22 protein-coding genes and 1 pseudogene are annotated in these 19,995 nt (G+C 63.6%); 10 read left to right on the top strand and 13 right to left on the bottom strand.

Annotated elements, in window-relative coordinates; all coding sequences use genetic code 11:
* Positions 1–44: 44 nt before the first annotated feature.
* A complete protein-coding gene (locus ACZYSP_RS02505; protein WP_489012939.1) occupies positions 45–593 on the top strand; it encodes a hypothetical protein in 549 nt (182 codons plus the stop codon).
* Between the two features lie 160 nt (positions 594–753).
* Positions 754–1,038: pseudogene (locus ACZYSP_RS02500) on the top strand (LysR substrate-binding domain-containing protein); the annotation flags it as partial.
* Positions 1,039–1,133: 95 nt separating this feature from the next.
* Here ACZYSP_RS02500 and ACZYSP_RS02495 read toward each other — a convergent pair.
* A complete protein-coding gene (locus tag ACZYSP_RS02495) occupies positions 1,134–1,472 on the bottom strand; it encodes a zinc-binding dehydrogenase (RefSeq protein ID WP_489012938.1) in 339 nt (112 codons plus the stop codon).
* Entirely contained in the window at positions 1,426–2,406 is a 981-nt protein-coding gene (locus tag ACZYSP_RS02490; RefSeq protein ID WP_489012937.1) for an AraC family transcriptional regulator, read from the bottom strand. The genes ACZYSP_RS02495 and ACZYSP_RS02490 overlap by 47 nt, the downstream gene beginning before the upstream one ends.
* 113 nt (positions 2,407–2,519) lie before the next feature.
* Here ACZYSP_RS02490 and ACZYSP_RS02485 point away from each other — a divergent pair, with 113 nt between their 5' ends.
* The 3 genes from ACZYSP_RS02485 (at position 2,520) to ACZYSP_RS02475 (ending at position 5,125) form a co-directional block, all read left to right on the top strand.
* The gene (locus ACZYSP_RS02485; protein ID WP_489012936.1) at positions 2,520–3,251 is read left to right on the top strand and encodes a putative quinol monooxygenase; all 732 of its coding nucleotides are present in this window, start codon (positions 2,520–2,522) and stop codon (positions 3,249–3,251) included.
* A 24-nt stretch (positions 3,252–3,275) separates the two neighbouring features.
* Positions 3,276–3,695: a DUF1330 domain-containing protein gene (locus tag ACZYSP_RS02480; protein ID WP_489012935.1), complete on the top strand. Its 420-nt coding sequence runs from the start codon at positions 3,276–3,278 to the stop codon at positions 3,693–3,695.
* Positions 3,696–3,985: 290 nt separating this feature from the next.
* Positions 3,986–5,125 carry a hypothetical protein gene (locus ACZYSP_RS02475; RefSeq protein WP_489012934.1) on the top strand — a complete coding sequence of 380 codons (1,140 nt, stop codon included), beginning with the start codon at positions 3,986–3,988 and terminating at the stop codon, positions 5,123–5,125.
* A gap of 131 nt (positions 5,126–5,256) precedes the next feature.
* Here ACZYSP_RS02475 and ACZYSP_RS02470 read toward each other — a convergent pair whose 3' ends face one another.
* The 6 genes from ACZYSP_RS02470 to ACZYSP_RS02445 all read right to left on the bottom strand — a co-directional run bounded on the left by ACZYSP_RS02470 (position 5,257) and on the right by ACZYSP_RS02445 (position 12,472).
* Positions 5,257–5,604: a hypothetical protein gene (locus ACZYSP_RS02470; protein ID WP_489012933.1), complete on the bottom strand. Its 348-nt coding sequence runs from the start codon at positions 5,602–5,604 to the stop codon at positions 5,257–5,259.
* A 193-nt stretch (positions 5,605–5,797) separates the two neighbouring features.
* Positions 5,798–6,703 carry a LysR family transcriptional regulator gene (locus ACZYSP_RS02465; RefSeq protein WP_489012932.1) on the bottom strand — a complete coding sequence of 302 codons (906 nt, stop codon included), beginning with the start codon at positions 6,701–6,703 and terminating at the stop codon, positions 5,798–5,800.
* Positions 6,704–6,741: 38 nt separating this feature from the next.
* On the bottom strand, positions 6,742–7,548 hold the full coding sequence (locus ACZYSP_RS02460) for an oxidoreductase (RefSeq protein ID WP_489012931.1): 807 nt from the start codon (positions 7,546–7,548) through the stop codon (positions 6,742–6,744).
* 40 nt (positions 7,549–7,588) lie between these two features.
* The gene (locus ACZYSP_RS02455) at positions 7,589–10,666 is read right to left on the bottom strand and encodes an efflux RND transporter permease subunit (RefSeq protein ID WP_489012930.1); all 3,078 of its coding nucleotides are present in this window, start codon (positions 10,664–10,666) and stop codon (positions 7,589–7,591) included.
* Positions 10,663–11,772, bottom strand: a complete 1,110-nt coding sequence (locus tag ACZYSP_RS02450; RefSeq protein ID WP_489012929.1) for an efflux RND transporter periplasmic adaptor subunit — start codon at positions 11,770–11,772, stop codon at positions 10,663–10,665. The genes ACZYSP_RS02455 and ACZYSP_RS02450 overlap by 4 nt, the downstream gene beginning before the upstream one ends.
* Before the next feature lie 82 nt (positions 11,773–11,854).
* Positions 11,855–12,472: a TetR/AcrR family transcriptional regulator gene (locus tag ACZYSP_RS02445; protein ID WP_093074232.1), complete on the bottom strand. Its 618-nt coding sequence runs from the start codon at positions 12,470–12,472 to the stop codon at positions 11,855–11,857.
* A gap of 107 nt (positions 12,473–12,579) precedes the next feature.
* Between ACZYSP_RS02445 and ACZYSP_RS02440 the strand changes: the two genes are divergently transcribed.
* The gene (locus ACZYSP_RS02440; protein ID WP_489012928.1) at positions 12,580–14,037 is read left to right on the top strand and encodes an efflux transporter outer membrane subunit; all 1,458 of its coding nucleotides are present in this window, start codon (positions 12,580–12,582) and stop codon (positions 14,035–14,037) included.
* A 50-nt stretch (positions 14,038–14,087) separates the two neighbouring features.
* Positions 14,088–14,318: a Med9 domain-containing protein gene (locus ACZYSP_RS02435; RefSeq protein ID WP_307614247.1), complete on the top strand. Its 231-nt coding sequence runs from the start codon at positions 14,088–14,090 to the stop codon at positions 14,316–14,318.
* A gap of 46 nt (positions 14,319–14,364) precedes the next feature.
* On the opposite strand, the gene ACZYSP_RS02430 is transcribed toward ACZYSP_RS02435, so the two are convergent.
* A complete protein-coding gene (locus tag ACZYSP_RS02430) occupies positions 14,365–15,060 on the bottom strand; it encodes a Crp/Fnr family transcriptional regulator (RefSeq protein WP_093074236.1) in 696 nt (231 codons plus the stop codon).
* Positions 15,061–15,161: 101 nt separating this feature from the next.
* Between ACZYSP_RS02430 and ACZYSP_RS02425 the strand changes: the two genes are divergently transcribed.
* Positions 15,162–16,745 (top strand): tannase/feruloyl esterase family alpha/beta hydrolase, encoded by a 1,584-nt coding sequence (locus ACZYSP_RS02425; protein ID WP_177142284.1) that lies wholly within the window; start codon positions 15,162–15,164, stop codon positions 16,743–16,745.
* A gap of 138 nt (positions 16,746–16,883) precedes the next feature.
* Here the strand turns inward: ACZYSP_RS02425 and ACZYSP_RS02420 are convergent, their stop codons facing one another.
* The 4 genes from ACZYSP_RS02420 to ACZYSP_RS02405 all read right to left on the bottom strand — a co-directional run bounded on the left by ACZYSP_RS02420 (position 16,884) and on the right by ACZYSP_RS02405 (position 19,294).
* Positions 16,884–17,189 carry a high-potential iron-sulfur protein gene (locus ACZYSP_RS02420; RefSeq protein ID WP_093074240.1) on the bottom strand — a complete coding sequence of 102 codons (306 nt, stop codon included), beginning with the start codon at positions 17,187–17,189 and terminating at the stop codon, positions 16,884–16,886.
* Positions 17,186–17,344, bottom strand: a complete 159-nt coding sequence (locus ACZYSP_RS02415) for a hypothetical protein (RefSeq protein WP_489012927.1) — start codon at positions 17,342–17,344, stop codon at positions 17,186–17,188. The genes ACZYSP_RS02420 and ACZYSP_RS02415 overlap by 4 nt, the downstream gene beginning before the upstream one ends.
* Before the next feature lie 84 nt (positions 17,345–17,428).
* Positions 17,429–18,871, bottom strand: coding sequence for a trypsin-like peptidase domain-containing protein (locus ACZYSP_RS02410; RefSeq protein WP_489012926.1), 1,443 nt, complete (start codon positions 18,869–18,871; stop codon positions 17,429–17,431).
* Complete coding sequence (locus ACZYSP_RS02405; RefSeq protein ID WP_093074244.1) at positions 18,872–19,294, bottom strand: universal stress protein; 423 nt, start codon at positions 19,292–19,294, stop codon at positions 18,872–18,874.
* A 136-nt stretch (positions 19,295–19,430) separates the two neighbouring features.
* Between ACZYSP_RS02405 and ACZYSP_RS02400 the strand changes: the two genes are divergently transcribed.
* Entirely contained in the window at positions 19,431–19,601 is a 171-nt protein-coding gene (locus ACZYSP_RS02400; RefSeq protein ID WP_489012925.1) for a hypothetical protein, read from the top strand.
* Positions 19,602–19,670: 69 nt separating this feature from the next.
* On the top strand, positions 19,671–19,958 hold the full coding sequence (locus tag ACZYSP_RS02395) for a hypothetical protein (protein ID WP_489012924.1): 288 nt from the start codon (positions 19,671–19,673) through the stop codon (positions 19,956–19,958).
* Positions 19,959–19,995 lie beyond the last annotated feature (37 nt).

Here is a 19,995-nt window from a genome sequence, read left to right as displayed (position 1 = left end):
TCGACGCCTAAGCGGAAGGCTTTTTCGGGCGGCATACTCGCTGCATGACATTCGAACTTTCTCCGCAAGCCATCGGCGCTGTCATTGCAGCGACCATTGCAGGGGGTATGAGTTTTCTAGGGTCCGTGTTTAGCAAGGACCAGAAGACCTCGGAATTCCGTCAGTCATGGATTGATGGGCTGCGCTCCGAAATCTCGCAACTGATCGCCCACGCCAATGCGATTCGAGGAGCGGCGGCAGTTGGCTATCCGGACGCCAGTGATCTTTACGACGCTGCGAAGGATCATTTTGTGGGAATCACTGTCGCCAAGACCAGCATCCTGCTGCGGCTCAATCCGTTAGAAGAGAACAACGCGAAGGTGATCACGCACGTCAATGCGCTTGAAAAGCTCATGGACACGAGTCCGATCGACCTCGCTGCGTGCCAGAAGGAGGAAACGGCCCTTGTTGCGACGGCTCAGGCGGTATTGAAGAGCGAATGGAACCGCGTCAAGCGCGGCGAGCCCCTCTTCTTCCTGACGAAAATCGTCGGCCTTGTGGTGTTTCTGGGCGCGCCTCTCACGCTTGCCGCGCGCTATTTTGGATGGATCTGAGAGTTGGGACAGCCAATCGATTCCGCCTGGCCCAACTTCCCAATTCGCCAGCACCGCCAGCTTGCTGTCGATTGCCCGGTCGCGTTCCTCAGGGGTCTGAGCCGCCACAACTATCCACCACCCGATCATCGCGTCGATACCGCGTTGACCGGCCATCAGGATGCAGAGGAAACGGCTAGGCCGCCGGTGCGTGTGGGACGACAACATCACGGAGATGCCGCTCAGCTCACGCCTGCAGCTCGACGATCTGGAGGCCATCGCAGACGCAGCGACGGCCGGCCTCGGCCTCGCGTGGTTGCCCGAGTGGCTGGTGAGGGAACGCCTGCGCACAGGAGCGCTGGTCAGCGTGCTGGACGACCAGCCCGGCGCCGCGATGGATTGCTATGCCCTCTGGCCCGCTGCGCCGCACATGCCGCTGCGCCTGCGGCTGGCGGTGGATGCGCTGGTGGAACAGCTGCCCAAGGTATTGGGTGTGTGCAGGGCGAGGTCGGGTAGCGAGGCGCAAGCAGGAGCGCTCCCCCACTCCTGCTTGTTTCGCAATCAACCCATCGTGACGATGAGCCGCCCGGTGACACGACCTTGCGCGCTCAGTTCATGCGCGGCGGCAATGCGGTCCAACGGAAAGGCCTTCTCTACTGGCAAGGTGAACGATCCAGCGGTGAACAGTGCTGCGGCGCCTGCCAGGGCCTTTGTCGATTCCGTCGGCTCGAACGATGACTTTGCGCCGTATTGAGAGGCAGACAGGTCTGCGATCGGCAAGACCCGCGAGGGGTCGCCGGTGATCGCCACCAGTTCCGGAATGACGCCAGAACCGGCAATGGGCCGGGCGCAGCTAGCGAGCCGCGTCGGCACTGGTTTTCTGCCGCAGATCCTGGACATCGCGCCGCGGCGGCGCGCCGAACAGACGACCGTATTCGCGGCTGAACTGCGACGGGCTCTGATACCCCACCTGGAACGATGCGCTCGAAGCATCGATGCCTTCGGACAGCATCAGCCTGCGCGCTTCGTTCAGGCGCAGCCACTTCTGGAACTGCAGCGGGCTCATGGCCGTCAGGGCACGGAAATGCCGACGGAAACGCGACGGACTCATCTGCACGTCGGCCGCAAGCGTCTCTACGCGCAGCGGCTGCGCGAAATTCAGCTTCAACCATTCGATGGCACGCGCGATGCGCTGGTTGTGGCTTCCTGCTGACGCCATCTGCCACAGCCGCGCGCCCTGCTCGCTCATCAACAAGCGATAGAAGATCTCCTTGCACATCATTGGCGCAAGCACCGGAACGGCCGCCGGATCGTCCAGCAGGTCGACGAGCCGCAAGAAGAGTTCGAGGAATTTCTCCGTCGTTTCGCCCAGAACCAGGCCCGGCAGCAAGCTCGCCTGTCCCTCCAGCGCCGGCGGTTCGGCCTGCAGGACGAGCTCCGCGATGCTGCGTGCATCCAGCGTCAGCACCAGGCTCAGGTATGGCCGGTCTGGGTGTGCCTCCACTGCCTGCAACACCACCGGCAAGTTGAGCGCGGCGAGGAGGAAGCGGCCACTGTGATAGCTGTAGGCATGCTCGCCCAGCAGCGCGCGCTTGGCGCCCTGCACGGTCAGCGCAATGCTGGGGCCCACCATGCAGTTCATCGGCTCTGTCGGTTCGTCGTGACGATAGAGCGTCAATCCCGGAACGGCGGTGGCGACTTGCTCGACGCCGTCCGTCCAGCGCGCGATGCGGTGTGCCAGCGCGGCTCGCAGGGCTTCGAACGTATCCGGCTGCACGCCGGAACTGGGCCGCTCTTGCTTCACTTCTCTTTCTCCACGGCTGAAACGGCGCATGGTAGGGCGTACTTGCCGGTCGCTTGTCCATTACCTGCGGCGACGGTCGGATCAGGCAAGAACTCGCGCGGATCTGTCTATCGAGGCTGTCGTGTTTGCGCCAAGAATGAGGCATGCCATTTCCGACCATTCGCGCGCCCAGGCATTTCTGGAAGCTCGCACTCTTCGGCACGTCGCTGTTGCCGCTGGCGCTGAGCGAGACAGCGCTCGCCCAACCGGCCTCGACACCGCTCGTGCGATTTGCAGAACTCGATGTCGACAAGACCCGACTCGACGACTTTCGCAAGGCCGCGCGCGAAAACGCCGAGGCCAGCATGCTGGAGCCGGGAGTCCTCGCCTTCCACGCCGTGGCGGAGAAAGACAATCCAGCTCGCGTCCGCGTGTTGGAGATGTATGTCGACGCGCAGGCCTACAGGGATCACGTGCAGACGCCCCACTTCCAGAAATTTCGCGCGGTGACCGACGCCATGATGCTGCGCCGTGAGCTGCATGAAGTCGTACCCGTGCGTCTTGGAGCCAAGGCAAGCCTGAGCGGCCAGCCGCTTGTGCGCGTGGCGGAACTCACGATCGATCCAGCCCAGCTCCAGGCCTACAAGGATGCCGTGACGGAAGAAATCGACACGTCGATCCGCATCGAGCCGGGCGTGCTGGCAATCTATGCCGTTGCACTGAAGGCGCAGCCCGCTCAATTGCGCTTCTTCGAGATCTACGCGGATGACGCGGCGTATCGATTGCATATCGACTCGCCGCATTTCAAGAAGTACGTCGAGACCACCAAGTCCATGATCGTTTCGCGCAAGCTCGTGGAGGCGCAGCCCATCGCCCTCGGCCTTCCCTCACGCTGAATTCACCACACCACGCTTGCATCCATGATCTCGTTCACCCACATCAAGAGCCTGCAGATTGCCGCCCTTTCCGCCGTCGTCCTGAGCGGGTGCGCAGCGGATGCCGTGCACACGCAGGCTTCTGCCACCAAGGCACCGGCCTACTACGTCTCGGAATTCGAGGTCACGGATCCGGAGGGCATCAAGCCCTACAGCGCGCAAGTGGACTCGACCTTCAAGCCCTTCGGCGGCTACTACTTCGCGCGGGGCGGGCAGGTCAACTCACTCGAAGGCGAGCCTGGCAAACGCATCGTCATGATTGCCTTCCCCAGCCTCGAGCAGGCACAGGCCTGGTACGACTCGCCAGCGTATCGGGCGATCCGGCCCATTCGCTTCAAATCGGCGAAGTCGCGCGTGTACATCGTCGAGGGTGCTCCGCCTGTGCCAGAACACGTCCTTCGGTAACGGGTCAAGCAAGAGAAGAAGACGAAAGCATCCTCCATGAAACCATCGAATCAGCCTGCGCAGCCTGCGGAACGCCGCATGTTCTTCAAGGCAGTGGGCAGAAGGTTCAGATAGCGCCCCGAGACTTCGCTTGCGCATCCTCCGCACGCGTATGTGCTGGCAGGCACGTGTGGTCAGGCGAAGGTCATGGAGCGCTGCCATAAACGCGGCATCGTGCGAGAGTTGCAGGCCTGCAAAGGTTGGCGGCCACACGACCATGTCTTCGTTTTGATAAAAGCCACGCGCTTCTCATGAAACTACTTGAATTGCTGCACAGAACTGCGCGTCTGCTGACGATCGGCTGCGGGATCGCCCTCTTCGCTTCCCAATGCCTTGCTGAAACCGAAGTGCGTGAAGAGCGGCTCATGCTGCCTGTCCGTGTTGCGCCCGACAAGGTCGAGCTGCTCGAGGCGTTCGTGGTTCGACCTGTCGGCGACGGAAAATTTCCGGTTGCGCTCATCGTGAACGGCTCTAACGGAAAACTCGAACCTTCGGACATGCATGCCGATTGGCTGTCCCATCTTGCCCATGATTTTGCGCATCGCGGCTGGTTGGCCGCGTCGGTCGTCTGGCGCGGCTATGGCAACTCGACCGGCGCCGTTCAGGACGAGGCCGGCACTTGCAAGGCGCCTGACGTTGCGCATTACTTCGATGCGCATGCCGACGACCTGGGCCAGGTGCTGAATGCACTGCACAGCCGACCGGACGTCGACCCGGCGACGACGCTGGGTGTCGGCTTTTCGATCGGCGGCGCCTCCATGCTGGACCTGGCGGCCCGCGCGGATCATCCGTTGACGGCCGTGGTGAACATATCGGGCGGCGTCTACCACCACAACGCCACTCCCGGTGTGCGCGCCTCGGGCTGCGATCTCTTCGATGCGGACCTCGTCCGCACCATGAACGGGTTCGGGAAAACGTCGCGGGTACCAACGCTGTGGCTATACGCGGAAAACGATCCGTTCTTCGGCCCGAAGCTTATGGAACGCATGCTTGTCGCCTATCGCTCAGGCGGCGGCATTGCCGACTCTGTTCTGCTCCCGCCGTTTGAGAAGGACGGGCATACGCTCTTTCGCTGGCAAGCCAGCGCGCTGACGCGGCCGGAAATAGACAGGTTTCTTCGAAGCAACCGTCTCCCCGCGGGAGATCGCGTGGACCTGACGGCGTTTCTCGATGGCTTGCCGCCGGAATCGCGCCAACAGGCGATGCTCTATTTCCACGGTGTCCCCAATGAAAAGGCCATGGCGATGTCGGCAGAAGGCGGGCGTGTCTACTGGGCTCAGGACGCCCACTCCCCGGACAAGGCACGAAACTCCGCCCTTTCCTACTGTCGCCAGAAGACGGGGCAGTCATGCCGGATATTCGCGGAGAACGATCGCCTGATGGGCAGCTAGCTGTTGCGGCGTGAGTTGCGACTCTACAGACTTGCACAAGCGTCTCGGCTTGGCGCGTCAACTCTGCTCCCTGTACCACTCAAGATGAACGCCCTGCGCATCGACTTCTGGCATCAACAGGTCCGGGGCTTCTACTTCGCAGCGTTAACCTGCTGCGGCTGATTTAGGTACTGGGACGGAATAGCGTCTCTGTAGTAGGCCTTTCCAGTGAGGTTCTGATTTGCCGAATGCGCCTCCTTGACTGCTTCGGCATGGACGGCATCCCGGGACTTCGAGTACCCGAGTGGAGCAGCGACTCCACTCGATGCGTAATCCCGATAGGGGTCTTCCTTTTTCGCCACGGCTGCGGCCTCTGCGTCGACGTCCGCCCGAGAGCGAACGCTGGAGCTTTGGAGTACGCCATCGTAGATTTCTGCCTGGGCGTTCGAAGCGAAAAGAAGCGCAAGAAAAGCGCCCTGAGCAATTTGAATCTTCTTCATATCGGTCCTTGAAAATTGTCGGCTGGTACTTTCTCGGCTCAAACTTTCATCGATCTGAAAGTTATCGGCCAGAGAACGCAATTTTCTGGTGCGTTATTACCGTCGAAGTACGGGTACGTAGCAACGCCGCGTCTTCAAAGCGGAAACCTCATCCCTCTTCGCCTCGTAGGTCGAGCAAGTCGACCGTTCTGGCTCAAGCACCGCGTGCAGGCTTGAGAGGTTTGATCCGGTCCTCAAGAAAGTTCAGGAACGCACGCTGTACAGCCGTACTGTGTCGCCTCTGCAAGTAAACAGCCGACAGCCACATGTCGCTGCGAACGAACTTCGACAACGCCGGCACCAGCCGTCCGCTTTCGATGTAAGGCGCCAGCATTGCCGTAGGCAAGTAGAGAACCCCTGCTCCCAATAACGCGGCCTGGATCAGCGGCGCCGCCTCGGTTGCATTCAGGCGTCCGCTCACGGGGACTTCCAATGGAGCACCGTCAACCTCGAAACGCCACTTCGGTTGAGGGTTCAGATGTGTGCTGACCAGCGCGTTGTGGTTGGCGAGATCATTGGGGTGAGCCGGCATGCCGTGCGCTGCCCAATACATCGGCGCAGCACAAACGCTCAGGTCCATCGCAATCAATTTTCGAACAATGAGATTCTCGTTGGCCGTCGGCGCAAACCGCAGTGCGATGTCAATGCCGTCCTCCGCCAGATCTACGATCCGGTTGGTGAGGACCAGGTTGATGCTGACTTCCGGATAGTGGCCCAGAAAGGTATTGATAAGCGCTGGAAGCTGCGTCTGGTCTATGCCATGCGGCGCGGAAATGCGCAGGCGTCCGCGGGGAGTCAACGCCCGATCCTGGAGTTCTGCTTGAGTTTCTTCCACCAGTTCCAGCATGGGTTTGCTTCTTTCGAGCAGCAATACCCCGGCGTCCGTCAGACTGACAGCGTGGCTGGTGCGGTTCAGCAAACGAACACCGAAGCGGCTTTCCAGCGTCGCGATGTACTTGCTGACGGTTCCTCTGGACAGCTTCAGTTGACTCGCGGCGCGGGAGAAGCTGCCGGAGCCTGCAACTTCGCTGAAGGTTCTCAAGAGATCCAGGCTATCCAAGGGCTTCTCCCGGCTGTACGAACCGCAAGACGAACTCTTCAGGTGAGGCCGAGCTTTTTTCTGAGGCTCGCATCGACGATCCCTGCGGGCATGAAGCGGCGCAGTTTCGTCAGGATGGACGCCTGCCCCGGTGGCGTGCAACGCATGCGCCAGGGACCGAGTGCCGCCTCAACGATGGTATTTGCCACGCTCTGCGGCCCGGGCGCGCTGCCGACGCTGTCGGTCACAGAACGCTCGACCAGGTTGCGTTCGCGGTCGTAGTCCGCGATCGGCGCGTTCGCACGGGGGGCGTTGGCGTCAAGGTTGGTCCGGGTGAACGTCGGCTGCACCAGCGTCGCGCGAATGCCGAACTGTCGCACCTCGTGGTCCAGCGACTCCGACAGCCCTTCGACTGCATGCTTGGTGGCCGCATACATTCCCATGTACGGTGCCGGCAATACACCGAACACCGAACTGACATTGACGATTCGCCCGCGACGCTGCTTGCGCATGTACGGGAGTACGGCGCGCGTGGTGCGAAGCATGCCCAAGACGTTGGTGTCGAACAGCGCCGCGGCCTCGGCCGTCGCGGTCTCCTCGACCGCGCCGATCATCATCATCCCCGCGTTATTGACCAGCACATCGATGCGCAGGGCCCTGGTAATGATGGATTCGATGCCGGCCTGCACCGATTCCTCTTCCCGGACATCCATCTCGACGAACTCGACATCGGGCAGCGCGGGCACCTTGCGCAGGTCGCGCGTTGTGCCGAAGACCCGGCAACCTCGCGCGGCAAAGATCTCCGCAGCGACTCGTCCGATGCCCGATGACGCGCCGGTCACAACAACAACCGATGAAACCGACATGGTGTTTTCCTTCGATCGGAATGAGTGATGAAACGCGCCGTCAGTGCGTCGCCGCGTTGCCGCTGCCCGGCCTGATCCTGAACCAAATAGAGTACATGGCCGGCAAGAACACCAAGGTCAGAACCGTCCCCGCCAAGGTGCCGCCGATCAGCGTGTAGGCGAGCGCTCCCCAGAACACCGAGTGGGTCAACGGAATGAAGGCCAGGATCGCCGCCAGCGCCGTCAGGATCACCGGTCGCGCACGCTGCACGGTGGCTTCGACCACCGCATGGAACGGGTCCAGCCCCTCCTGCTCATTGTGGTGAATCTGCCCGATCAGGATCAGCGTGTTGCGCATCAGGATGCCCGACAACGCGACAAGGCCGACCAGCGCATTGATGCCGAACGGCGCCCGGAAAAGAATCAGCATCGGCACCACGCCGATCAGGCCCAGCGGACTCGTCAGGAAGACCATGACCATCGCCGAGATGGAGCGCACCTGGAAGATGATGATGAGCAGCGTGATCGCCAGCATGATCGGGAACAACGGCAGCATGGCCTTGGTTGCCTTTTCCGACTCCTCGATGGAGCCGGCCTGATCGATGCGATAGCCGGCCGGCAGCTTGTCCACGAGGGGCTGAAGCTGATGGGTGATGGCCGTCGATACGTCCGGCGGCTGCAGGCCATCGGCGATGTCGCCATGCACGGTGATCGTCGGCATGCGGTCGCGCCGGCGCATGACCGGTTCTTCCATGCGTACGTCGACCTCGCCCACCTGCGACAGCGGGATGCGTTGCCCGTTGGCGCCGGACAGCGTGAAGTCCGCAATTCGCGCCGGGTCGAGGCGGATGGCGCCGGCCGAACGGGCCACGACCTGCACCGTTCGAATGTCCTCGCGCACAGCGGTGACAGGCACGCCACTCAGGAAGAACTGCAGCTGCTGCGCCACCGCGGCGGAGGTCAGCCCCACGGCCTGCAACCGGTCCTGGTGCAAGGTGAAGTGCAGCGTGGGCGTGCGCGTGCCCCAGTCGGTGTTGACCGTGCGCATCATCGGACTCGCATCCATGACCCGCTGCACCTCGGCCGCAATATTGCGCAGCTTGTCGGGGTCCGGGCCCGTGACCCGGTAGGCAACGGGGAACGGCGAATACGGGCCGAACACGAGCTGGGTGACGCGCACGCGCGCCTCGGAGGCAAGACCGTCGGCGATCGCCTGGCGCAGCCGGTGCTTCAAGGCATCACGCTCTTCCTGGCTGGCGGTGCGGACCACGATCTTGGCGAACGACGGATCGGGCAGCTCCGGCCCCATCGCAAAGTAGAAGCGCGGCGCGCCCTGCCCGATGTAGGCCGTGACGATATGGGCTTCCTTCTGCTTGGCCAGCCACGCCTCCACCTTCGCCGCGGCGTCGCTCGTCTGCGTGATCGACGTGCCATAGGGCATCTGCACCTCGACCAGCACCTCGGGGCGATCGGAGATCGGGAAGAACTGTTTCTTGACCAGACTCATGCCAAGAATGGCCGCCACGAAAAGGCCGACCACCGCACCGGCGACCAGCCACTTGCGCGCGATCACACGCGCCAACACCTGACGCAGACGGTTGTAGCGCGGCGTGTCGTAGATCGCGGCATGGCCGCCCTCGACCTTCTTGAAGTCGGGCAGCAGCTTGACGCCGAGGTAGGGGGTGAAGACCACAGCGACGACCCAGGACGCGATCAGCGCAATGCCGACGATCCAGAACATGTTGCTGGTGTATTCGCCCGCGGTCGATGGCGCGAAGCCGTTGGGCATGAAGCCCACAGCCGTGACCAGCGTGCCCGAGAGCATCGGCGCCGCGGTGTGGCTCCAGGCATAGGCGGAGGCGGCGACGCGGCTGTAGCCCTCCTCCATCTTCACCACCATCATCTCGATCGCGATGATCGCGTCGTCCACCAGGAGGCCCAATCCCAGGATCAGCGACCCGAGCGTGATGCGGTCAAAGTTCTTGCCGGTCGCGGCCATCACCACGAAGACGATCGCCAATGTCAGCGGCACGGCGGCAGCGACCACGAGGCCCGCACGCCAGCCCATGCTCAGGAAGCTCACGAGCATGACCACCAGCAGCGCGGCGAAGAACTTGACCATGAATTCGTCGACCGAGGCGCTGATGTTGACGGCCTGGTCCGTGACCTTGCTCAGGCTCATGCCCAGCGGCTGCTCGGCGTTGATGGCGCTGACTTCGTGATCCAGCGCCTTGCCCAAGTCGAGCCCGTTCCAGCCTTCGCGCATGACGACGCCCAGCAGCAGGGCTGGCTCGCCGCCGTTGCGGATCATGAAGGTCGCCGGATCTTCATAGCCACGCTTGACGGTGGCGATGTCGGACAGCTTCAGGATGCGGCCCTGTGCCACGACCGGCGTATCGCGGATCTTCTGCAGCTCGTCGAAAGAACCGTCCAGGCGGATGAACACCTGGGGCCCCTTGGTTTCGACAGAGCCCGCCGGCGTCAGGGCATTCTGGCCATTGAGCGCGCCGAACACGTCCTGCGGACCGATACCCAAGGTGGCCAGGCGCTCGTGCGAGAACTCGACATAGATGCGTTCGGATTGCTCGCCGGCGATGTTGACCTTCTTCACGCCCGCCACATGCAGGAGGCGCTGGCGCAGCGTCTCCGCGTCGCGCACCAGCAGCCGCTGCGCCTCGCCCTTGGCCTTGAGCGCGTACAGCGCAAAAGTGACGTCCGCGTATTCGTCGTTGATCATCGGCCCGATCACACCGGCCGGTAGGTTGCCCGCCTCGTCGCCGACTTTCTTGCGGGCCTGGTAGAACTGTTCCTGGACCTGCGAGGGTGGCGTGCTGTCGAGCAGGGTCAGGGTCGTGAAGGCCAGGCCGGGCCTGGTGTAGGTTTCGGAACGGTCGTAGTAGCGCAGCTCCTGCAGGCGCTTCTCGATCTTCTCGGTGACCTGGTCCTGCATCTCTTGCGCGGTGGCGCCAGGCCAGGCGGTGATGATGGTCATCACCTTGACGGTGAAGGCGGGGTCTTCCGCCCGGCCCAGCTTGAAGAACGAAACAAGACCCGCCAGCGATATCAGGAAAATCAGGAACAGGGTGATGGAGCGCTCGCGGACCGCGAGCGCCGACAGGTTGAATCGGCCTTCGCTCACGGGCGGACTCCGTCAGCAGCAGCCTGGCCCGCCACCCGCACCTGCTCGCCCTCGTGCAACAGGTGGGCGCCGAGCGCGACGATGCGGTCGCCTTGCTTGAGTTGGCCGGCGACGATGCGTGCGCCGTCGTCTTCCAGGTGCTCGACCACGACCGGCCGCCAGTTGACCTTGGCCGGCTCGCCGCCGATGACCCACACGCCTGGCCCCTTGCCAGCATCGAACAGGGCGCCGATCGGCACCTGCAAGCCACCTTGCGCAGAGGAAAGCCCGTCCGGAATCCGGATGGTGACCGTGGCGCCCAGCGGCGCGTTGGCAAGGTCGCCCTTGAGCACATAGCGCGCCTCGAAGGTGCGGGTCTGCCGATCCGCGGCCTCCGAGAGCTGCCGCAGCGTGGTCGGCACCGTCACACCCTCTTTGCCGAAAAGCGTGGCCTGTCCGACGGATCCGACCGCCGGGCGCAGGGTCTCCGGCAGCTGGACAACGGCTTCGCGCGGACCGGCGCGGGCCAAGCGCACCACGGCCTGCCCAGCGCTCACGACCTGGCCGGGTTCGGCCAGCGTTTCCATGACGACGCCATCGCCGTCCGCCACAAGCTCGGCATAGCGGCTCGCGTTGCGGGCCACGTCGGCCTGGGCCTCGGCCGCGCTGAGCTGGGCTTTGGCGGCGTCCGCGGCCGCCTTGATCTGGTCGTAGGCCGATGCCGAGATCGCACCGGTGCCGCGCAGATCGCGGTAGCGGGCTTCATCCTCCGCCGTCTGCTGCGAGCGCGCCCGCGCGGCGGCGACCGCCTCCAGCTGCGCATGGGCCGCGAGCTTCAGGTCGGCAGGGTCGATGCGCATGAGCAACTGACCGCGCTTGACGGCCTGCCCCGCGTCCACAAGCCGCTCCAGCACCTTGCCGGAAATCCGGAATCCCAGGTCACTCTGGACCCGGGCGGCTACGGTGCCGGTGAAGGCGCGCGATGTGGCACCGGCCCCCTGGACGGTGGCGGTGCGCACCTGCGGCGCCTGTGTGCGCGGATCGGACGGCGATTTTTCGCCGCAAGCGACCAGCGCGAACGGCAATGCGCAGATGACTGCAGAGGTAGCAAGGCGGCGCCAAAGCATGAGAGTCCCAGAGACGAAGTGATCAGGACCCGCATTTTGATACCAGTGACCAATTCAGTCAATAGTCACATCAATCCCTGCCTCATGGCGAAAGGCTGCGCAGCACCAGCCCAGACAGTTGCGCCGGCGCTTCAGCCGTGTGGTCGAAGCTGTGCTGCAGGAGAAGCGGATTGATGTAGGGGCGCATGACAAGGTGGATGGCCCCCACCGCCTCGTCCAGCGGCGTCTTGCGCTCGAACTCGCCCATTTCCCGCCCTTCGCGCAGGATGTCCTGGAGCAGTTGCCGAATGCGCTCTTCATAGACGACTACCGCCTGCCACCGCTCGGTGGCCGCCGAGATCGCAATTTCGTAGAGCTTGCGATCCTCGGAGAACAGCCGAAGGCTTGCTTCGACCACCGACTTGAACATCCGACGCAACTTCTCGGGAGGGCGATCGGCGCCGTCGACGGCCGCCCGGACCTCGGCTTCGATCTCGCGCAGGCAGTTCGCGCAGATCATTTCGCCGATCGCCTGCTTGGATTCGAAGAACTTGTAGATGTAGGCCTTGGAAAACCCGATGGCCTTGGCGAGGTCGGAGACGGTCGTCTTCTCGTAGCCATACCGGCTGAAGTGCTCGGTCGCCGCGGCAACGATCTGGTCCCGCACATCGTGGTCGGCAGGGCCGCGCGCCACAGCCGGAGAAAGAGTTGCATTGCTCATGGCCGACAGCTTACAGCGAGCAGGGGAAATCAACAACGAGTGACCATATTGAATTATAGTCACATCAATTCGACGCCTCTTTCCCGCCCTCTTTCCGGAAGAACTCCATGCTCCAGCGCGTTTTTTTCCCGCTCTTCGCTGCCAGCCTCGTCGCAGGTTGCGCGGTCGGCCCCAACTATGTCCGGCCCGATACGCCGCTGCCGCAGCAGTACCTCGGCCAGGCGGCCGTCGATGCACGACCCGCCTCAACCAGCGTCGACCGACTCGCATGGTGGACAGGTTTCGATGACCCGCAACTGGCTCGGTTCGTCACGCTTGCACTGGCGCAGAACCTCGATCTTGTGCAGGCGTCCGCGCGCGTCGCTCAAGCGCGTGCGGGACTGGGGGCGGCGAATGCTGCTCTGCTGCCTTCGGGAAGCATCAGTGGACAAGCCGCCCGGGCTTATCAGTCCGTTGAAACGCCGCTGGGACAAGTCTTGAACTCGAGGCCGGGATTCGACCGCTACGGCAATGCCTACGAAGCGAATCTCGGTGCAAGCTGGGAAGTGGATGTTTTCGGCGGCCTGCGCCGTGGACGCGAAGCGGCACTTGCCGAGTACCAGGCTTCGGAAGCAGGCGCGGCCGCAACAAGGTTGACCGTGGCGGCGCAGACCGCCGACATCTACATCAGCATCCGCGGACTGCAGACTCGGCTCGACGTGGCGCGCCGGCAGGTGCTCACGCAGCAAGAGTTGCTGTCCAAGGTCAATCTTCTGTACGGCAAGGGGTTGACGGCCGAACTTCAGGTGCGGCAGGCCGAAGGCGCGCTGGCACAGGTTCGGGCATCCGTCCCGGCGCTCGAGGCGGGGCTGGACGCGGCCATGAATGCGCTGGATGTGATGCTGGGCTCGCCCCCGGGCACGCACCGGGCGGAATTGGCCAACTTGGGCGCCATCCCGGTCGCCCCGCAGATCACGGACGCGGGAACGCCGGGCGACTTGCTCAGGCGGCGGCCCGATCTGATCGCGGCCGAGCGCCGCCTCGCCGCATCGAACGCACGCATCGGCGTCGCCATTGCCGAGTACTACCCCAAGCTTTCCCTGAGCGGCCTGATCGGCAGCGCGACATCGGTATCCGGCGGCAACCTGTTCACCAGCGGCGCAAGCCAGGCCGCTGGCGTGCTGGGCCTGCGCTGGCGCCTGTTCGACTTTGGCCGCATCAACGCGCAGATCGATCTGGCCAAGGGCCAGGATGCCGAACTGCTCGCGGCTTACCGGCTGGCCGTGCTGCGTGCCACCGAGGATGTGGAAAACGCCTTCTCGGCCCTGGTCAAGCGCGAGGAACAAGCCAGCGTGCTTGCTCAGGGCGTCGACTCGCTCGGCCGTGCGCGAGGCGCTTCATTCGCGGCCTACCAGAAAGGCGTTGTCAGCCTGATCGAAGTGCTTCAGGCAGACGAGAACCTGCTGCGCGCTTCCGACGCGCGAGCACAAGCGCAAACCGAATCGGCACGCGCCGCGGTCACCGCCTTCAAGGCATTGGGGGGTGGCTGGCAACCAAGCGGAACCGACGCGGTTGCAACCCGATAGGTGCCGTCCGTGTACGACCCTTTGCAAGCACTTGAACTGGGGAAATCAAAATGAGTGATGACCGCGGTGCTACGGAAAAACCTGCGCCAGGCTTCTGGCGGAAATTGATACTGGCGCTTGAAGGTATGGACGAGTCCTATGTAGCGGACTTGGAATCGCGCATTCGCATGCTCGAAGTCGAGGTAGCTCGACTTGGTGAACTCGAAAGAAAGCGTGGCAACTCCTCGCCGCACGGCGCTACCTGGAATGCTTCTGAAGCCTCCGGCTCGATGACATCCTGACCCGAAGGCACGAGGTCTTACGCTGCCGTCGAATGGCACGAGGCCCTTACTCCGAGTGCTCGCGCGCGTACACCCGCAAGCCATCGACGTTCAGGACGTCGATGCTTCCGTAGCGGATGTGAAGCAGGCCCGCTTCCTCCAACTCGTGCAGGGCACGATGGGCGACCTGGCGGGAAATTCCGGCCAGCCGGCCAATCTCCTCCTGCGAAATATGCAGGACTGGATGGGTCTGGGGGTTGAGTTGAGGATTGAAGAGTTCAGCTAGGCAGCCCGCCACACGCGAACTGATGTCGTGCATCCGATAGCTCTCGGCCAGCGCAATGAACTGGCCGAGCCTTGCGTTGAGCTGATCGATCATGAAATGGCAAAAGCTCAAGCTGTTGGCGACCAAGTAGTGAAAGGTCTGGCTCGGCATCAACGCAATGCGGGTGTCGCGCAGCGCGACAACGCCATAGGGACGCAACTCCCCCTTGAGAACGGAACCTTCCCCGAGCCAACCGCCATTGGTGACCCCGGTCAATGTGGTGCTTCGGCCGTCCGCCGAAAGGACGTCCACTTTGACCATCCCTTCGACGATTCCGATCCAGTGCGTCGCCGCGCTTGATTTGTGGCAGACGATCTCACCAGCCGAATAGAAGCGGTCCTGCGTTTCCAGTTCGACGCGCTGAAGTTGGTCGCGCGTCAGTCCGCCAGCCCAAGCAGCCGCTCGCAACATCGAAATGGTCTGCGCGTGATTTGTCATCGGAAAGACTTTCTTCCTCGGCCTTAGTGCCTAGCATGCGCTGCGCAGGCGACGGCCTGAGTCGTCTGAGTTTATGTGGCAGTACGAACAGGAGACAAATCATGAGAAACCCTCTCTCGATGGCAGGCTACGCGCTGCTGAGCATTCCCATCCTGCTGACCGCCTGCGGCGGCGGAGGTGACGGCGCAGGCAACTGGCCGGTGCTGTTCCCGACACCGGCGCCAACGCAAACACCGCCGCCGACACCGGTTGCGACAGCGCAGGAGAAGTGCTCGATCTTCGCCGGCGCTTCGCTTGCCGGTGCAGCGCTCAAAGAGGCGACGCTCGTCCCGGCGGCAGCAGGAGCTGCGGAGTACTGCAAGGTCACGGGCATCCTGCACGGCACGCTCAACTTCGAAGTGCATCTCCCCACTGTGTGGAACAACAAGCTCCTGTATGCCGGCGGCGGCGGTTGGGACGGCAGCATCAACATCACGCCCGTCTCGCCAAGCGGTGCAACTGCCGGCTACGTACTCGTGGCCTCGGATGGCGGGCGTCAGGGAGACGCCTTGGACGCTTCGGCCTTCCTGAACAATCCCACGGCTCAGGCGGACTTCGGCTATCTCTCGATCCATTCGGTCAATGAGGTCACCAAGGAGATCGTTCGCAAGCGCTATGGCTCGGATGCCGCGTTCAGCTATTTCGAGGGCTGCTCCAATGGCGGCAGGGAGGCATTGATCCAGGCCACGCGCTTCCCGAACGACTTCGACGGCATCGTCGTGCGAGCGCCGGCCTACTCTTTTACCGAACTGTTCCAGGCCTTCGTTGCGAACGGAAAGGCGCTCGCTGCGCCGGGCGGGCAACTCAGCGATGCGAAGGTCTCGCTTATCGGGAAGACCATCACCGCTCAGTGCGACGCACTGGATGGTATTGCCGATGGCATCGTGAGCAACCAGGAAGCCTGCACGTTCAACCCGGCGGTGTTGCGCTGCACGGCAGGCGATGCCGACACATGCCTGACCGATCCACAGATCGCGACTGCCAACACGATCTACTCCGAGCTCAAGCGTAAGGACGGGACAACCGTCTACCCCGGCTGGGGACCTGGCGGCGAAGACCAGGGCTGGCCCCTGTGGGTGACAGGCTCCGCCATCGGCGGAACCGGCCTCCAGTTCCAGTTCGGCAGCGGCCTCGTGAAGTACTGGGTCACGGGCGATCCGGCCTTCAACGTGCTTGGCTTCGATCCGGAGTTCTACTCCGCGGGACTGCGGCTCGCGGCCACCACGCTCGATGCGACGCCGGACCTTCGCTCCTTCTTCGGGCAGGGCGGCAAGATGATCCTTGCCCATGGAACGAACGACTGGGCGATCAGCTACAAGGGCTCGATCAAGTACTTCAACGATGTAGCGACCACGGTCGGCGGCGCATCCACGCGGGATGCCTCGATGGAGTTTTTCCTCCAGCCGGGCGTTCAGCATTGCGCCGGCGGTGTCGGTCCTGACACCGTCGACCTTGTGGACGCAGTCGCGAAGTGGCGAGAGGGCGGCACAAAGCCCTCCACGCAAAACATCGTGGCGACGAAGCTGGATTCGACGACCAAAGCTCCGGTACTTGCGCGCCCCTTGTGCAAGTACCCGACCTTTCCGAAATACAAGGGCAGCGGCGACGTGAATTCGGCGGACAGCTACAGCTGCCAAAGTTCTTGAGCGTCTTCATTTGCTGAGGTAGCCCTACTTTCCCGTGTGTCCGGCCGTCGCCTCGCGCGGCCGGTCCATGACGTGTGCGCGGACGCGCTCGACACGGAAGCGAAGGTACCCTTCGACAGCAACACTCAAGTTGCGCTGCTAGGCCTTCTTGGCCCAAGCGCTGCACCAGCCTTTGGCACTGACCTGTTTTCCAGCAAACAACGCGCAGTTACCTTGCGCGTCCGTCGGCTTGGATTGCCAGAGCGCGCAACCGCTGCATAACTGGGCGTTGTCGTGCTTGGGAAATTTCTTCGCGTCGGCCTTCGACGAATCGGCGACGTAGCCCAGAGCCGCGGCCTGCGGATCCTTTTCTTCAAGCCGGGCCTGTGCGAACGAGCTGGGGGCGGAAATGGCAGCGCCCGTCGCGGCAAGCGTGAGCATGAAGGTGCGGCGGCTGGAGTTCATCGTGAGTCTTTCGTTGTGTGGGAGACGGAAATCAGGTTGCCCGACGCAGAGTTGCGCTCGCTCAGACCCGCAAGCACGAGAACACCCGTGGCCAGGAGCGTGGCGATGCAGAACCCCAGGGTTTGCAGGGCTCCACTCAATGTGATGTTGTTCATGGGACGACCTCGTTATGGGTGATTGGCATTGCCTGCGGTCATTCTTGGGCGGGCGGCCACGCGCGACCTTGCGCAGGATCAATCTCACGGCGTCCGTGCGGTGGCATCGCCCGCGCCTCGCGCCACAGGGGCACGTTGCGGACCGCGCGGAAGAATCGGCACATAGCTGCGGGTCGAGCCGCGCATGACCAGCAAAGCGACCGTGTCACTCTCTTTGATGGACTGGATCGCTGCATCGAAATCTGCCAGGCCGGCCACTTGCACGTCGTTGACCGCGATCAGCATGTCGCCGTAGCGCAACCCCGCCCGCTGGGCCGAACCCGAGGCCGATTGCACAAAGAGGCCGGGATCCAGAAGGCTGATGCCCAGCACACCCTTTCGCTCCGAGAGTTCGAGCCCGAAGCGCGTCTCTTGCGGCAAGGCACGCGCGGCCAGCCGAGGCGCGAGGTCCGGTGGGATCTCGGCCACGCCTACCTGCATCGTCAACGGCGTCCTGTGGCGCCAGACTTTCAGTGCGAGCAGGCTGCCCTTGCGGGCTCCAGCTACACGATCCTGTATGTCGGCATAGGGCATTGCGGCAGCGCCATCGACGGCCAGCACGACGTCGCCGCTGCGAAGCCCAGCCTGCTCGGCGGGGCTGTCCGGGTCGACGCGCACCACCAGCGCTCCCAATGCGGTATCGAGCCCGAAGGCCGGCGCGAGTTCGACGGTCAGGGGCTGGATGCGGGCACCGATATGCCCCCGCATCACCCGCCCGGTGATACGAAGCTCGTCCGCAATGTGCATCGCCGTGTCGATCGGCAGGCTGAACGACATGCCGGAGTACCCACCGCCGGGCGAGTAGGCCATCGAGTTCATGCCGACCACCCTGCCCCGTTCGTCGAACAACGGCCCGCCCGAGTTGCCCGGGTTGAGCACGACGTCGGTCTGGATCAGCGGCACCCCGCTCCCACCAGGCACGTAACGCGGATTGGCGCTCACCACGCCGGCGGTCACGCTGCGCTCGAAGCCGAATGGGGCACCCATCGCGGCGACCCATTCGCCCGGGCAGAGCTCGCTGCTGCGGCCCACGGTGACGACCGGCAAATCGGACGCCGCGACCCGCAGCAGCGCCACGTCGGTGCGGCGGTCGATGCCAATCACTTCGGCATCGAAGCGGCGCTGGTCCTCGGTGACGATGGAGATCGCCTGGGCACCGGTCACCGCGTGCGCACTGGTCAGGATGTAGCCGTCGCGGCGGAAGATGAACCCTGACGCGAAACCGCGCTCAACGCCGCGGCCCCATTGCGCCGGCGCGCGCTGATCGCTGTTGGCAACCCAGTCGTTGCCCGTGCCCGTGACTGTCACGCTCACCACCGCAGGCGACTGACGCGCCGCGGCCGCCACGAAATCAGACCCTTGCAGTCCCGACGACGTGCGCTCAAGGCACGACGATCGCGTCTGCGACCAGGCGCTCGTTCCGCCTGCCAGTGCGAATGCACCGAAGGCGGCCACGATCACGCCCCGTGCCAGGGTTGCGGCACTCATTCAACGCACCAGCAAGACCGGCACCGTGCACGCAGCCAGCACTTTGGTGGCAACCGACCCCAGTACCAGGTTGGTCAAGGTGCCATGGCCCCGCGAACCCATCATCACGAGGTCGAACTGCCCCTTCTGCGCGAACGAAGCTATCTCTTCGGCGGGATGACCGATGCGGTGCTCGAAGCGGGCTTCAATGCCGTTCCTGGCCAGTAAAGCGCGCACGGGCTCGAGCACCACCCGCGCATCGTCTTCGTAGTACCCGTGCACGATGTCCGGCCCTGCGAAAGCTGCGGCTCGGTGCGGCACAGGCAGCACCGCATGGAAGACGGTGAAGGCGTGGCCCGCATTCGCCCATTCCTTGTGCGTGGTCAGGTAGGACAGCATGCGATTCGTGTAGTCGCTGCCATCGACGGCAAGCAGGATTTTCATGATGGTTCCTTCGGCGGAGACGTTCTCCGGTGCAAGGATGGTCCTCGCGCACCCGGCGCCTCGCCTTGATGCAGCGCAAGGCCGCGGCTTCCGACGCTGCCTACATTGACTGTCCATGAACGCAGCAGAGGCAAGCATGAACAACGTCCTGGTGATCGTCTATTCCTACACGGGCACTTCCCGCCAGGTCGCGGAGCTCCTGTGCAGCCAGCAGAGCTGGCAACTCGCGAGCGTCACCGAGGTGCGCCCTCGCAGCGGCGCTCTCGGCAGCTTGCGTTGTGTGCTCGATTCGTTCTTCCGGCGATAGCCCGCCATTCACTACGACGGTCCGCCGCCCGGCGACTTCGATGCCGTCGTGCTGGTGTCGCCGATATGGATGCTGCAGCTCGCCGGCCCCATGCGCAGCTTCGTCGCGCGCCAACGCTATCGGCTGCCCGACGTCGCCGTGCTCTCGGTCATGGGTGGCCAGGGGGCACCGAACGCGGCAGCAGAAATCAGCGACTTCATGGGTCGCGCGCCGATCCTGAGCTCTTCGGTCACGATGCGCGAGGTCGATGACGGCGGCTGTGCAGCGCGTCTTCAGGCCTTCGGCACCGCCGTCAGAAGCGCGGAAGATTCGCGAGACGTGGTGCGCCCGGTCACGCTGTCGCCGCAATCGATCTGAGGGGCGGCATCCAATTGATGACCGCCCTGCTCTTTCC

The sequence above is a fragment of the Variovorax sp. F042 genome (assembly GCF_057814215.1).
This window is presented reverse-complemented; position numbering and strand designations above follow the sequence as displayed.

Coding starts and splice junctions, on each gene's coding strand:
- ACZYSP_RS02505 (WP_489012939.1), top strand. CDS start 45: ATGACATTCGAACTTTCTCCGCAAGCCATCGGCGCTGTCATTGCAGCG.
- ACZYSP_RS02495 (WP_489012938.1), bottom strand. CDS start 1,472: ATGTCCAGGATCTGCGGCAGAAAACCAGTGCCGACGCGGCTCGCTAGC.
- ACZYSP_RS02490 (WP_489012937.1), bottom strand. CDS start 2,406: ATGCGCCGTTTCAGCCGTGGAGAAAGAGAAGTGAAGCAAGAGCGGCCC.
- ACZYSP_RS02485 (WP_489012936.1), top strand. CDS start 2,520: ATGCCATTTCCGACCATTCGCGCGCCCAGGCATTTCTGGAAGCTCGCA.
- ACZYSP_RS02480 (WP_489012935.1), top strand. CDS start 3,276: ATGATCTCGTTCACCCACATCAAGAGCCTGCAGATTGCCGCCCTTTCC.
- ACZYSP_RS02475 (WP_489012934.1), top strand. CDS start 3,986: ATGAAACTACTTGAATTGCTGCACAGAACTGCGCGTCTGCTGACGATC.
- ACZYSP_RS02470 (WP_489012933.1), bottom strand. CDS start 5,604: ATGAAGAAGATTCAAATTGCTCAGGGCGCTTTTCTTGCGCTTCTTTTC.
- ACZYSP_RS02460 (WP_489012931.1), bottom strand. CDS start 7,548: ATGTCGGTTTCATCGGTTGTTGTTGTGACCGGCGCGTCATCGGGCATC.
- ACZYSP_RS02450 (WP_489012929.1), bottom strand. CDS start 11,772: ATGCTTTGGCGCCGCCTTGCTACCTCTGCAGTCATCTGCGCATTGCCG.
- ACZYSP_RS02445 (WP_093074232.1), bottom strand. CDS start 12,472: ATGAGCAATGCAACTCTTTCTCCGGCTGTGGCGCGCGGCCCTGCCGAC.
- ACZYSP_RS02440 (WP_489012928.1), top strand. CDS start 12,580: ATGCTCCAGCGCGTTTTTTTCCCGCTCTTCGCTGCCAGCCTCGTCGCA.
- ACZYSP_RS02435 (WP_307614247.1), top strand. CDS start 14,088: ATGAGTGATGACCGCGGTGCTACGGAAAAACCTGCGCCAGGCTTCTGG.
- ACZYSP_RS02430 (WP_093074236.1), bottom strand. CDS start 15,060: ATGACAAATCACGCGCAGACCATTTCGATGTTGCGAGCGGCTGCTTGG.
- ACZYSP_RS02425 (WP_177142284.1), top strand. CDS start 15,162: ATGAGAAACCCTCTCTCGATGGCAGGCTACGCGCTGCTGAGCATTCCC.
- ACZYSP_RS02420 (WP_093074240.1), bottom strand. CDS start 17,189: ATGAACTCCAGCCGCCGCACCTTCATGCTCACGCTTGCCGCGACGGGC.
- ACZYSP_RS02415 (WP_489012927.1), bottom strand. CDS start 17,344: ATGAACAACATCACATTGAGTGGAGCCCTGCAAACCCTGGGGTTCTGC.
- ACZYSP_RS02410 (WP_489012926.1), bottom strand. CDS start 18,871: ATGAGTGCCGCAACCCTGGCACGGGGCGTGATCGTGGCCGCCTTCGGT.
- ACZYSP_RS02405 (WP_093074244.1), bottom strand. CDS start 19,294: ATGAAAATCCTGCTTGCCGTCGATGGCAGCGACTACACGAATCGCATG.
- ACZYSP_RS02400 (WP_489012925.1), top strand. CDS start 19,431: ATGAACAACGTCCTGGTGATCGTCTATTCCTACACGGGCACTTCCCGC.
- ACZYSP_RS02395 (WP_489012924.1), top strand. CDS start 19,671: ATGCTGCAGCTCGCCGGCCCCATGCGCAGCTTCGTCGCGCGCCAACGC.